Origin of the sequence: Rhodophyticola sp., assembly GCF_965284195.1 — a bacterium.
Lineage (GTDB): Bacteria > Pseudomonadota > Alphaproteobacteria > Rhodobacterales > Rhodobacteraceae > Rhodophyticola.
Genome location: NZ_CBDIRM010000001.1, coordinates 1426543 through 1438910, shown reverse-complemented (window position 1 = coordinate 1438910; position 12368 = coordinate 1426543). Strand labels below are relative to the sequence as shown.

The 12368-nt window shown below is 63.7% G+C and carries 10 protein-coding genes; 5 read left to right on the top strand and 5 right to left on the bottom strand.

Annotated elements, in window-relative coordinates; all coding sequences use genetic code 11:
* Positions 1 to 18: 18 nt before the first annotated feature.
* The 4 genes from ACQ651_RS07145 (at position 19) to der (ending at position 3828) form a co-directional block, all read left to right on the top strand.
* Complete coding sequence (locus ACQ651_RS07145) at positions 19 to 780, top strand: HpcH/HpaI aldolase family protein (RefSeq protein WP_430448902.1); 762 nt, start codon at positions 19 to 21, stop codon at positions 778 to 780.
* Positions 781 to 1821: a hypothetical protein gene (locus tag ACQ651_RS07140; protein WP_430448901.1), complete on the top strand. Its 1041-nt coding sequence runs from the start codon at positions 781 to 783 to the stop codon at positions 1819 to 1821. It abuts the gene before it with no gap.
* The gene (locus tag ACQ651_RS07135; RefSeq protein WP_430448900.1) at positions 1818 to 2267 is read left to right on the top strand and encodes a YaiI/YqxD family protein; all 450 of its coding nucleotides are present in this window, start codon (positions 1818 to 1820) and stop codon (positions 2265 to 2267) included. Before ACQ651_RS07140 ends, ACQ651_RS07135 begins: the two co-directional genes overlap by 4 nt.
* 109 nt (positions 2268 to 2376) lie before the next feature.
* Positions 2377 to 3828: a ribosome biogenesis GTPase Der gene (gene der / locus ACQ651_RS07130; RefSeq protein WP_430448899.1), complete on the top strand. Its 1452-nt coding sequence runs from the start codon at positions 2377 to 2379 to the stop codon at positions 3826 to 3828.
* A 79-nt stretch (positions 3829 to 3907) separates the two neighbouring features.
* Here der and grxD read toward each other — a convergent pair whose 3' ends face one another.
* The 5 genes from grxD to ACQ651_RS07105 form a co-directional block, all read right to left on the bottom strand.
* Positions 3908 to 4267, bottom strand: coding sequence for a Grx4 family monothiol glutaredoxin (grxD, locus tag ACQ651_RS07125; protein ID WP_375552474.1), 360 nt, complete (start codon positions 4265 to 4267; stop codon positions 3908 to 3910).
* A 331-nt stretch (positions 4268 to 4598) separates the two neighbouring features.
* Positions 4599 to 4835 (bottom strand): BolA/IbaG family iron-sulfur metabolism protein, encoded by a 237-nt coding sequence (locus ACQ651_RS07120; RefSeq protein WP_375552472.1) that lies wholly within the window; start codon positions 4833 to 4835, stop codon positions 4599 to 4601.
* A 123-nt stretch (positions 4836 to 4958) separates the two neighbouring features.
* Positions 4959 to 7118 (bottom strand): phosphoribosylformylglycinamidine synthase subunit PurL, encoded by a 2160-nt coding sequence (gene purL / locus ACQ651_RS07115; RefSeq protein ID WP_430448898.1) that lies wholly within the window; start codon positions 7116 to 7118, stop codon positions 4959 to 4961.
* A gap of 66 nt (positions 7119 to 7184) precedes the next feature.
* Positions 7185 to 7667: a GNAT family N-acetyltransferase gene (locus ACQ651_RS07110; protein ID WP_430448897.1), complete on the bottom strand. Its 483-nt coding sequence runs from the start codon at positions 7665 to 7667 to the stop codon at positions 7185 to 7187.
* 187 nt (positions 7668 to 7854) lie between these two features.
* Positions 7855 to 8769, bottom strand: coding sequence for a LysR family transcriptional regulator (locus tag ACQ651_RS07105; RefSeq protein WP_121898860.1), 915 nt, complete (start codon positions 8767 to 8769; stop codon positions 7855 to 7857).
* A 177-nt stretch (positions 8770 to 8946) separates the two neighbouring features.
* Here ACQ651_RS07105 and ACQ651_RS07100 point away from each other — a divergent pair, with 177 nt between their 5' ends.
* Positions 8947 to 12354: an indolepyruvate ferredoxin oxidoreductase family protein gene (locus tag ACQ651_RS07100; RefSeq protein WP_430448896.1), complete on the top strand. Its 3408-nt coding sequence runs from the start codon at positions 8947 to 8949 to the stop codon at positions 12352 to 12354.
* Positions 12355 to 12368: the final 14 nt, after the last annotated feature.

The following is a 12368-nucleotide window of genomic DNA, read 5'->3' as shown; positions in this document are numbered from 1 at the left end:
CAGTCGAAGGGAAGAGATATGCCGGCGCCGAAAAACGATTTGAAATCAGCGATCAACGCAGGGATTTTGCAGCGGGGTCTCTGGCTGAACCTCGGGTCCGATCTGGCCGCCGAAATCGCCGGGCTGGCCGGGTTCGACTGGTGCCTGATCGATGCGGAGCATGCGCCGTTCGATCCCAGCACGATCCGCAGCCAGCTGATCGCGCTGGCCGGAACCGGCACGGCGCCGGTGGTCCGTGTGCCGATCAACCGCGATTGGGTGCTGAAACAGGTGCTTGATCTGGGGGTACAGACGGTTCTTGTTCCGATGGTGGATACCGCCGCGCAGGCTCACGCCGCGGTGCGCGCCTGCCGCTACCCGCCTGAAGGTGTGCGCGGCATGGGGGCGGGTGTGGCCCGCGCCGGTGGCTTCGGTGCCCTTGCGGACTATGCCGACAATGCCAATGACGAAATCTGCATGCTGGTTCAGGCCGAAAGCAGGGCGGCGCTGAAGAACCTCGATGCGATCTGCGCGGTGGATGGCGTGGACGGCGTGTTCATCGGCCCCGCCGATCTGGCCGCCGATATGGGGTTTCGCGACGATCTGGACAATCCGGCCGTTCTGGAGGCGGTCGACGGCGCCATCGCCACCATCATCGGGCAGGGCAAATCGGCCGGGATCATCAGCTTTTCGCCGGAGATGCGGGCCCGTTACACGCGTCTCGGCGTGACGTTTCTGGGCGTGGGCAGCGAGGCGGTGGCGCTTTCCTCAGCCCTGCGCGCCCTGGCGGCGGAGCGCTAGATGATCACCCTCAGGCATGGCGATGCCACGCTCGTCTTCGATCCATCGGTCGGCAATATCCCGGTCTGGGATGTGACCGGCCGCCACCCGTTGCATGCGGCGCCGTGGCGGGACGAGCCCGAGGTTCAGGACGATCCCGCCCTGCCGCTTGTCAACAAACGTCTGGCAGGAGATTTTCTCTGTGCGCCCTTCGGCCGGGACGATCTGCAGGATGACCCGATCCACGGTCTGCCGGCCAACAGCCCGTGGGATCCGGTGGAGATCGGCGTGTCCCATGGCCGTTTCCGCCTTCAGGCGAGGGTACGCGGCGCGGTGGTGGAAAAGGATCTGCGCCTGACCGGCCCGGTGCTCTATCAGACCCACAGGCTGAGCGGCGGGAAGGGCCGTATCACGCTCGCCCATCATCCGATGAGCCGGATGGCCGGGGGCGGGCGGCTCAGCTTCTCGCCGAAGCGGATGGCCCTGACCGATCCGTCGCCGCAAGCGCCGGGCGCCAATCTCTGGGCGCTCAACCAGATGCAGCCCGATCTGCATCTCCCCCGGGAGGATGGCGGCGACTGGGATCTGCATCTTTATCCGGCGGGCCACGCGGTCGAGGATTTCGCAACGCTGGTCGAGGCGCGTGAAAGTCGTCTGGGCTGGACGGTGCTGATGCGGGTGCTCGAGGACGACATGCTGGTGGTTCTGAAAGACCCGCGCGTGCTGCCGGTGACGATGCTCTGGATCTCCAATGGCGGCCGCGATTTCAGCCCGTGGAATGGCCGCCACAGGGGCGTCATCGGCATTGAAGACGGGATCGCGGCGGGGGGGATCGGACTGGCGGCATCGCTGGCCGAAAACCGGCTGACCGCGATGGATGTGCCGACCGCGCTGACGCTTGGGGGCAGCCATGTGATCCGCCATGCCATGGTTTCGCTGCCGCGCCCGCCCGGTTGGGATCGCGTGGTCGCGCTGACCGTGGGCGCGGGCCTGCTGACCTTGACCGAGGCGTCGGGCGCGCATCTCTCCGTGCCCTTCGATGACGGGTTCTTTCCGCCATGATCCTTGTCGATGCCGATGCCTGCCCGGTGAAGGAGGAGATCTACCGCGTCGCCTATCGCCACAAGATACCGGTCCGGCTGGTCGCCAATCAGTATCTGCGTCATCCCGATCACCCGCTGATTTCGATGCAGATGGTCTTGGGCGCCTTCGATGCCGCAGATGACGCCATCGCCGAGGCGGCAGCGCCCGAGACCTTGGTGATCACCGCCGATATCCTGCTGGCGGAACGGTGCATTGCCGCGGGCGCCCCGGTTCTCAGCCCCAAGGGAGAGGCCTTTACCGCCAACAGCATCGGCACCCAGGTCGCCACGCGCGCGATCATGGCGGATCTGCGCGCCGGTGTGGACGGGCAGGGCCTCGGCGGGCCCGCGCCGTTTTCCAAGGCGGATCGGTCGCGGTTTCTGAACGCGCTGGAGGTGGCGCTGCGCAAGCTGCCGCGCCCATGAGCAAAGCACGGTGCCCCCGGGCGATATCGCCGATCGGAAGACCCGGAGCACCTTTTCAAGTCCGGGGCTTTGGAGTAGGACGCGTCTCTTGGATCAGGAAACCAGTGCCATGAGCTTCACCCTTGCCATCGTCGGGCGCCCTAATGTCGGGAAATCAACGCTGTTCAACCGTCTGGTGGGCAAGCGCCTGGCGCTTGTCGACGACCAGCCCGGCGTGACGCGCGACCTCCGCGAGGGGGCGGCGCGCCTCGGCGATCTGCGGTTCACGGTGATCGACACCGCGGGCCTGGAGGAAGCGACCGATGACAGCTTGCAGGGCCGGATGCGGCGGCTGACGGAGCGGGCGGTCGACATGGCCGATGCGTGCCTGTTCCTGATCGACGGGCGCACGGGCGTCACCCCGGTTGACGAGGTGTTCGCCGAACTTCTGCGCAGGCGTGGAACGACGGTGATCTTGGGCGTGAACAAGGCCGAAGGCCGTGTCGGCGAAAGTGGCGTGCTGGAGGCCTATGGGTTGGGTCTGGGCGAACCGCTGGCCCTGTCGGCGGAGCACGGCGAGGGTATGGCAGAGCTGGCGGTGATGCTGGCCCCGCTGATCGAGGTCGCCGAGGCCGCCTCCGAAGAGGCCGAAACGGATGTCGATCTGGATGAGGACGAAGATGAAGGCCGTGTCATAACGGCCCAAAAACCCTTGCAGATCGCGATTGTGGGGCGTCCCAATGCGGGCAAATCCACCCTGATCAATCAGATCGTCGGCGAAGAGCGTCTGCTGACCGGCCCGGAGGCGGGCATCACGCGGGACAGCATCGCGGTGCCGTTCACCTGGGACGGGGTGCCGATGAAGATCTTCGACACCGCCGGGATGCGGAAAAAGGCCCGGGTGCAGGAGAAGCTTGAGAAGCTTTCGGTCTCGGACGGGCTGCGCGCGGTGAAATTCGCCGAGGTGGTCGTGGTGCTTCTGGATGCGGCGATCCCGTTCGAGCAGCAGGATCTGCGTATTGCCGATCTGGCCGAGCGGGAGGGGCGCGCGGTGGTGCTCGCCGTAAACAAATGGGATCTTGAAGAGGACAAACAGGACAAGCTGCGCGACCTGAAGGAGGCCTTCGAGCGTCTGCTGCCGCAGCTGCGTGGCGCACCGCTTGTGACCGTATCGGCCAAGACCGGGCGGGGGCTCGACCGGCTGCACGCGGCCATCCTCAAGGCCCATGACGTCTGGAACCGCCGCGTGCCGACGGCCACGCTGAACCGGTGGCTTACCGGGATGCTGGAGGCCCATCCGCCACCGGCACCCGGCGGCCGCCGCATCAAGCTGCGCTACATGACCCAGGTCAAGACGCGGCCGCCCGGTTTCGTGGTGATGTGCTCTCTGCCGGAGAAGCTGCCGGAAAGCTATTCACGCTATCTTGTCAACGGGTTGCGGGAAAGCTTTGATATGCCCGGAACGCCGATCCGTCTGCATATGCGCAGCCAGGCCGCAGCGAACCCCTACAAGGATCGGAAGAAATCGACACCGTCCCGGCTGTCGAAACATGTCCGCTCGGGAGCGACGAAAAAGAGCTGATCCGGTTCCGGATCAGCCCTTCCCTTGTGTCATGCATATCCCGTGGCGCCCGATGGGCGTGCCCCGGACGGCGCGCCGCTCAGGCGTTGGCTTCGCGGATCTTGTCTGCGGCCTCTTTGTCGTAGGAAACGCCTTCCTTCTCGAAAAGCTGGTCCAGTTCACCGGAGAGCGTCATCTCGGTGATGATATCGCAGCCGCCCACGAACTCGCCCTTGACGTAAAGCTGCGGGATGGTGGGCCAGTCGGAGTACTCCTTGATGCCCTGACGGATTTCTTCATCGGCGAGCACATTCACATCGGCAAAATCGACGCCCATGAAATTCAGTACCCCGGCCACGCGGGAGGAAAACCCGCATTGCGGCATGGATTTGGTGCCCTTCATGAACAGCACCACATCGTTGGAGGTTACGGTCTCTTTGATCTGATCTTCTGCGCTCATCGCATTGATATCCTTATCGTTTTCTTCCTGGCACGAAGGCCTTGGCGTAGCGTTGGGGATCCTTCGTCACACGCCAGCTCCGGGAGGCATGGCCCGCACCCCAACTCTGTGACGACCCCATGGATGTGTGTAGAGTGGTGTCACCGTCACCAGGTGCTGTGCCCCGCTGCCGCCGACGCGGTATCGCGTGGCGTCGCAGCGTGGACCGTACAATGCCGATCACTCCGAGTATCGTCAGGACTACGAGGGCACCATAGAGATAGGGGGCCATCTCTGCCGCGGTGAAGGCGTATTCCGACGTGCCGGTGTATTCTGGTGGAATATTTTCCATTTACTCCGGGGCCTTGGTGGTCAAAGCCAAGGCGTGTAACTCGCCCGCCGAGCCGTCCATCTTGCCTTTCAGTGCCGCGTAAACCGCGCGTTGCTGCTGGACGCGGTTCATGCCCTTGAAGCTTTCATCGATCACTTCGGCGGCAAAATGGGCGCCGTCATCGCCCTGGACGATCACATGGGCATTGGGGAAGCTTTCGCGGATCAGCGCTTCGATATCATGGGCGGTGATGGCCATCGTGTATCCTTGACTGTTTCACTTGTGAATGTAGAGAGGCGCGCCCGGCGACGCAAGGTGAAGGAACGGAATTGGGTATGCACAATAGATGCACATCCCATACACATCCGATGCATATCCGGATCAGGCAAAGACCTCGGCAAAGGCGCCGCGATAGAGCGCGGAGAGATCGGCAAGTGGAGCCTCGGAGCCGCCCATCCAGACCCTGTCGCCCCCAAACCGGCCCACGGTGGCCAGTGCCACACCCGCCTGACCGGCGGCCACCATCAGCGCTTCGGCCTTGTCATAGGAACAGGAGATCAGATATCGCGCCTGATCCTCGCCGAACAATGCGGGCGTGTCCCCGGCATCGAGCGTGACACCCACGCCCGCGGCCTCGGCCAGCTCGAAAGCGGCCAATGCCAGCCCGCCATCGGAAAGATCGGTGCAGGCGTCGATCCATTCGCGATGGGCGCGGATGAAGTCTCCATTGCGCCGTTCGGCCTCCAGATCCACGGCCGGCGCATCGCCTTCCTCGCGGTGGAAAACCTCCGCCAGAAGCGCCGATTGCCCCAGATGGCCACGGGTTTCGCCCAGAACGAGGGCCAGATGCCCGTCGCGCGGCAGCCCGTCAATCAGGTCATCGGCTGATGTCAGCAAGCCCACGGCCCCGATGGTCGGGGTGGGCAGGATGCCTTGACCGTCCGTTTCGTTGTAAAGCGAGACGTTGCCCGACACGATCGGCATGTCAAGCGCGGCGCAGGCGGCCCCGATACCCCTGATCGCGCCCACGAACTGGCCCATGATCTCGGGCTTTTCGGGATTGCCGAAATTCATGTTGTCGGTGGTGGCCAGCGGCACAGCGCCCACTGCGGTCAGGTTGCGATAGGCCTCGGCCACGGCCTGCTTTCCGCCCTCCACCGGGTTGGCTTTGACATAGCGCGGCGTCACATCGCTGGTGAAGGCAAGCGCCTTGTTGGTCCCGTGCACGCGAACCACGCCCGCGCCAAGGCCCGGATTGCGGATCGTATCGGCCATGACCATGGAGTCGTATTGCTCGTAGACCCATTGCTTGGCCGCGTAGTTCGGCGACGCGATCAGCGCGCGCAGCCCGTCAATCGGGTCGATCTCGGGGATAGGGGCCAGTTCGCCGGGGGCGGGCGTCTCCACCCATGGGCGGTCGTATTCCGGCGCGGTGGAGGCCAGTTTCGACAGCGGCAGATCGGCCTTCACCGCGTTGCCATGCAGGATCAGGAAGCGATCCTCGGCGATGGTTTCGCCCACGACGGCGAAGTCGAGATCCCATTTCTCGAAAACGGCCTTGGCCTCCGCCTCAAGCTCCGGGTTCAGCACCATGAGCATGCGTTCCTGGCTTTCGCTCAGCATCATCTCATAGGCACTCATCGCGTCTTCGCGCACCGGCACGCGGTCCAGCTCCAGCTTGATGCCAAGCCGCCCCTTGTCGCCCATTTCGACCGCCGAACAGGTCAGCCCGGCCGCGCCCATATCCTGGATCGAGATCACCGCGCCGGTCTGCATCAGCTCCAGACAGGCCTCCAGCAGGCGTTTTTCCGTGAACGGGTCGCCCACCTGGACGGTGGGGCGCTTTTCCTCGATCGTGTCGTCGAACTCGGCCGACGCCATGGTTGCCCCGCCCACGCCATCCCGGCCGGTCTTGGCGCCCAGATAGACGACCGGCATGCCCACGCCCGAAGCGGCGGAATAGAATATCTTGTCCGCATCGGCGAGACCGGCGGCGAAGGCATTGACCAGACAATTGCCGTTATAGGCGGGATGAAAACGCACCTCTCCGCCCACGGTGGGCACACCGAAACAGTTGCCATAGCCGCCGATGCCCTCGACGACCCCGTGAACAAGCTGCCGGGTTTTCGGGTGATCGGGGCTGCCGAAGCTGAGCGCGTTCATCGCCGCGATGGGCCGGGCGCCCATGGTGAAGACATCCCGCAGGATGCCGCCCACGCCCGTGGCCGCCCCCTGGTAGGGCTCGATATAGCTGGGGTGGTTGTGGCTCTCCATCTTGAAGACCACGGCCTGCCCGTCGCCGATATCGACGACGCCCGCATTCTCGCCCGGGCCGCAAATGACCTGCGGGCCTTCCGTCGGCAGGGTGCGCAGCCATTTCTTGGAGGATTTGTAGGAGCAATGTTCGTTCCACATCGCCGAGAAGATACCAAGCTCGGTGAAGGACGGCTCGCGCCCGATGATCTCCAGAATACGGTCGTATTCCTCGGCGCTGAGTCCATGTTTGGCGATCAGGTCGGGCGTGATGGCCGGTTCTTGCATCTGGCGTGTGTCCCCCAAGACGTGTTTGCGCCTGTCTTTAGGCCAAGGGCAGGGAAGGGGGAAGGCCTATCCGGCGGCAATCGGGCGGGTAAAGATGACGCTGGTGGGCCGGTCGAAGCCCGGATGGCTGCTGCTTCCGGACCGGCTGAAGCCAAGGGCACGGAAGGTGGCATGGTTTTCGACAAGCTCGATGCGGGTCTGAAGGCGGAGCGTCGTGCAGGTTCCGGCGGCCTTTCGCGCGGCGGCGTCGATCAGGCGGCGGGCAAGGCCCTGCCGCGCATGATCGGGATGTACCGCGAGTTTCGATAGCTGGTAGACGGGCGGCGTGCCATGGCCAAAGAGGCAGGCAATTGGCGCCTCGCCCGCGCGGATCAGGAAAAGGTCCTCCGTCTCGGCCTTGATCCGGAGCGTGTCGGGCGCCATGGCCTTGAGGGAGGAGGGCGGATCGATCCGGCCCTCCATGGAACGGAAACTCAAGCTCAGAAGCCCGTGGATTGCGGTCCAGTCCACGGGTCCCTTCGGGTTCGTTTCCACATCGGGCGTATTCATCCGGCACCCCATTCGCAAAAAAAAGGCCGAGACGAATCTCGGCCAAAGTCCAACAGGGAGGTAGGGATAACGTCGATTGCTCTTCGCCATCCACTATTGCTCAATTAGTCAGCACAATGAGAACGATCAAGGGCTTTCGCGCCGCGCTGCCGCATTCCTGCTATGTCTGTGGCGCATAGCCCACAGATTACTGGGCGTCCGCCTCGGCGGAATCGCGCTTGCGCCGGCGGTAGGCGATCACCTCTTCGGTGACGAAATCGCGGAACACCTCGATCCGTTTCGATTGGCGAAGCTCTTCGGGATAGGCCAGAAAAACAGGAACTTCGTTGCTTTCGACATCGGGTAGAACATGGACAAGCTCCGGGAAATCCTGCGCCAGATAATCGGGCAATACGCCGATCCCAAGGTCGTGGATCACGCCCTGAAGAACGCCGAAATAGTTGTTGACCGTCAGAAAGCTCCCGATCTCGTGAGACATCAGCTCCCGGACAAGGGTGGCGCCTGCACTGACCTGCGCGCTTTGGGTGTTTTGGCTGATCAGGCGATGAGTGCCCATATCGTCCAACGATTCTGGCGTTCCATTCGCCGCGAGATAGCGCGGTGACGCGTAGAGGCGCATATTGATCGTCATCAGACGGCGGCGGATAAGATCGGCCTGCGAGGGTTCCTTCATCCGGATCGCCACATCGGCCTCGCGCATGGGAAGGTCCAGCAGGCGCTCCTCTAGCATCAGGTCGATCTTCAGATGGGGATACTTAGCATATAGCTGCGGCAGGCGCGGCGCCAGCCAGAGTGACCCGAACCCGATGGTGGTCGTCACGCGCAGCTCGCCGAACACTTCCTCTTCGCTGTCGCGGATACGGGCCGCCGCGGCGTCCAGCCGCTTGGTCATGGAACGCGTGGCATCGAACAGAAGCTCACCCTGTTCGGTCAGAATCAGCCCCCGCGCATGGCGGTGGAACAGCGTCGTGTTCAGGCTTTCTTCCAGCGCGCGGATCTGCCGGCTGACGGCCGACTGACTGAGATGCAGCGCGTCGCCCGCGTGGGTCAGGCTGCCGGCATCCGCCACGGCGTGGAAAATCCGCAGCTTGTCCCAGTCCATCTGACCCGTCTCCCGGTTGCGTGTTTGCGCCAACATGAATGTGCTGGCAGAGACATAGACGCTTGGCGAACTCTTGCAACCAACAACTGAATCGGGGGCAAAAAGAAAACAGTTTTCAGGTCAGCACTTTTGACCTATACTTGTTGCAACCGCATCGTTTTCTGGGGGGAGCATCGCATGGGTATCAGACAGGTGTCGTTGGAGGATCGGTTCGATCTGAGCAAATCGCCGGTCCTGCTGAATGGTACGCAGGCGCTTGTCCGTCTGATGATCGCCCAGAAGGCGCGCGACAGGGCCGCGGGGCTGAATACCGGCGGGTATGTGACGGGCTATCGCGGCTCTCCGCTTGGCGCGGTCGACCTCCAGATGGCGCGCGCGAAGAAGCATCTCGAAGCGTCCGATATCCTGTTTCAACCCGGTCTGAACGAAGACCTTGCCGCAACCGCGCTCTGGGGCAGCCAGCAGGCCGAACTGCGCGGCGAGGGCAAGTATGACGGCGTCTTTGGCCTGTGGTACGGCAAGGGCCCCGGCGTCGACCGGTCCGGCGATGCGATGCGCCATGTGAACATGGCCGGCACCTCGAAGCATGGCGGTGTGCTGATGGCGATGGGCGATGACCATACCGGCGAAAGCTCCACCACCTGCCACCAGTCGGACTGGGCGCTTGTCGATGTGCATATGCCGGTGCTGAGCCCCGCGGGTGTCCAGGAGATCCTCGACTTCGGCCATTACGGCTTTGCGCTCAGCCGGTTTGCCGGGGTTTGGGTCGGCCTGAAGGTGATGAAGGACACGGTGGAGGCTACGGGCGTGGTGGATGGCCGTCCCGACCGGATGCAGTTCGTGACACCGGAATTCGAGATGCCGCCGGGGGGCCTGAATATCCGGCTGAACGATCACTGGATCGATCAGGAAAAGCGGCTTCTGGAATACAAGCGCTTCGCGGCGGAGGCGTTTTCCCATGTCAACGGCATGGACAAGCGCGTGCTTGGCAAGCCGGGCGCCAAGATCGGCTTCGTGGCCGCCGGCAAGAACTGGCTGGATCTGGTCCATGCGCTTGAGCTTTTGGGTATCGATCACGCCGAGGCGGAGCGGCTTGGCGTCACCACCTACAAGGTGGGACAGACATGGCCGATGGACATGAAGGGGCTGCATGATTGGGCCGAGGGGCTGGATCTGATCGTGGTGGTGGAGGAGAAGCGCAAACTGATCGAGGTGCAGGTCAAGGAAGCAATCTTCGACGACCGGCGCGGGCGCAGGGTCTACGGATACAAGAAAGGTGGCGGGGGGCCGATCCTGTTCCCGTCCCACTATGCGCTGGACCCGCTGGATATCGCGGAGAAACTGGGCAACATCCTGATCGAGGAAGGACGGCGCACGGACCGCATCGAGGCCGGCATTGCCAATATCATCGAGGCGCGCCGCGCCGACAACGCCCCCGATCTGGCGCAGCGCACCCCGTGGTTCTGTTCGGGCTGCCCGCATAACACATCGACCAAGGTGCCCGACGGCTCCCGCGCGGGGGCCGGGATCGGCTGCCATGTGATGGCGCTCTGGATGGACCGCTCCACCGAAGGCTACACCCATATGGGCGCCGAGGGCGTGAACTGGGTGGGCGAGGCGCCGTTTTCCACCCGACCCCATGTGTTCCAGAACCTGGGCGAAGGCACCTATAACCATTCCGGCATTCTGGCGATCCGCGCCGCCCTGGCGGCAAAGACCAACATCACATACAAGATCCTCTATAACGACGCGGTCGCGATGACCGGCGGGCAGGACAACGAAGGCGACCTGAGCCCGCAGCAGATCGCCCATGAGCTGGTCGCGATGGGCGTGAAGGAGATCGCGCTTGTCTACGACCCCAAGGAAGACATTGATTTCTCTGGCTTTCCGAAGGGCCTGCCGAGGTATCCGCGGGATGAGCTGATGAATGTGCAGAACCGGATGAAAGAGGTCGACGGCGTCTCGGCGATCATTTTCATCCAGACCTGTGCCGCCGAAAAACGCCGCCGCCGCAAGCGGGGCACGTTTCCCGATATCGACAAGCGCGTCTTCATCAATACCGATGTCTGCGAGGGCTGCGGCGATTGCGGGGTGCAGTCCAACTGTGTCTCGATCGTCCCGGTGGACACCGAACTGGGCCGGAAGCGGGCGATCGATCAATCCACCTGCAACAAGGATTTCAGTTGCGTCAAAGGCTTCTGCCCGTCCTTCGTGACGGTGCAGGGGGCGAAGGTGAAGAAACAGGCCACCGCCGAGGTCGATGTGGGCACCTTACCGATGCCCGATCTGCCCGAGATCGAGGGAACCCACAACATCGTGGTCACCGGCGTGGGTGGCACCGGGGTCGTTACTATCGGGGCCGTGATGGCGCAGGCCGCGCAGATCGACGGCAAGGGCGCCGGCATGATCGAAATGGCGGGGCTGGCCCAGAAGGGCGGCGCGGTCCATATCCATCTGCGTCTGGCGGAACGGCCCGAGGATATCAGCGCGATCCGCGTCGCAACCGGGGAAGCCCATGCCATTATCGGCGGGGATCTGGTTGTCTCGGCCGGGGCGAAAACGCTTGGGCTGATGACGACGGGGCGCACGGGGGCCGCGGTCAACAGCCATGAAATCACCACGGGCGACTTCACCCTGAATACGGAATTCCGCATTCCGGGCAAGGATCTGCAGGTCGCTCTTCAAGCGCGCCTTCGCGAGCGCCTGAGCCTGTTCGACGCGACCGAACTGGCCCGTGTTCTGATGGGCGACTCGATCTATTCCAACATGATCACCTTCGGGGCCGCGTGGCAGATGGGGCTGGTGCCGCTGAGCCATGAGGCCATCTTGCGGGCGATCGAGCTGAACGGTGCGGCGGTGGAGCGCAACAAACGCGCGTTCGAGCTTGGCCGTTGGGCGCATCTGAACCCCGCCGACGTGGCAGCGCTGCACGGGCCCAACGTGATCGACAAGCCGAAAAGCCTTGAGGAAAAGATCGCGTTTCGCGCCGATCATCTCACCAGCTATCAGAATGCGCGACTGGCAAGGCGCTATCGCCAGCGCGTCGATCCCATTTCCGATCCGCGCCTGAAGGAGGCGGTTGCCAAAGGGTATCACAAGCTGCTGGCCTACAAGGACGAGTTCGAGGTCGCGCGCCTGCATCTGGACACGGAGGCCAAGCTGCGCGCCGAATTCGACGGCGATCTGAAGCTGACCTATCATCTGGCCCCGCCGCTGTTGCCGGGCAAGGATGCGCAGGGCCGCCCGAAGAAGCGGGAATTCGGCAGCTGGATCAGCACAAGCTACAAGATCCTCGCCAGGATGAAGCCGCTTCGCGGGACCCCGTTCAACCCGTTCGGATACACCGCAGAACGCCGGATGGAGCGCGCGCTGATCCGGGAATACGAGCGCGACATGGACGAGGTGCTGGCGAGCGTGACACCCCAGACGCTGGACATTGCCGTGGCACTGGCGGAGTTGCCGCTCCAGATCCGCGGATTTGGTCCGGTCAAGGAGAAGAACGCCGAAAAAGTCGCCCGGCAGCGCGAAGACCTGCTGAGCGCGTTCCGGAACGGTGGCACGCCGATGGCCGAAGCGGCGGAGTAGGGGCGGCCTGCCTC

What these genes read in the sequence shown, in the direction of transcription:
- ACQ651_RS07145 (WP_430448902.1), top strand. Translation starts at nt 19, where the DNA reads ATGCCGGCGCCGAAAAACGATTTGAAATCAGCGATCAACGCAGGGATT.
- ACQ651_RS07140 (WP_430448901.1), top strand. Translation starts at nt 781, where the DNA reads ATGATCACCCTCAGGCATGGCGATGCCACGCTCGTCTTCGATCCATCG.
- ACQ651_RS07135 (WP_430448900.1), top strand. Translation starts at nt 1,818, where the DNA reads ATGATCCTTGTCGATGCCGATGCCTGCCCGGTGAAGGAGGAGATCTAC.
- der (WP_430448899.1), top strand. Translation starts at nt 2,377, where the DNA reads ATGAGCTTCACCCTTGCCATCGTCGGGCGCCCTAATGTCGGGAAATCA.
- grxD (WP_375552474.1), bottom strand. Translation starts at nt 4,267, where the DNA reads ATGAGCGCAGAAGATCAGATCAAAGAGACCGTAACCTCCAACGATGTG.
- ACQ651_RS07120 (WP_375552472.1), bottom strand. Translation starts at nt 4,835, where the DNA reads ATGGCCATCACCGCCCATGATATCGAAGCGCTGATCCGCGAAAGCTTC.
- purL (WP_430448898.1), bottom strand. Translation starts at nt 7,118, where the DNA reads ATGCAAGAACCGGCCATCACGCCCGACCTGATCGCCAAACATGGACTC.
- ACQ651_RS07110 (WP_430448897.1), bottom strand. Translation starts at nt 7,667, where the DNA reads ATGAATACGCCCGATGTGGAAACGAACCCGAAGGGACCCGTGGACTGG.
- ACQ651_RS07105 (WP_121898860.1), bottom strand. Translation starts at nt 8,769, where the DNA reads ATGGACTGGGACAAGCTGCGGATTTTCCACGCCGTGGCGGATGCCGGC.
- ACQ651_RS07100 (WP_430448896.1), top strand. Translation starts at nt 8,947, where the DNA reads ATGGGTATCAGACAGGTGTCGTTGGAGGATCGGTTCGATCTGAGCAAA.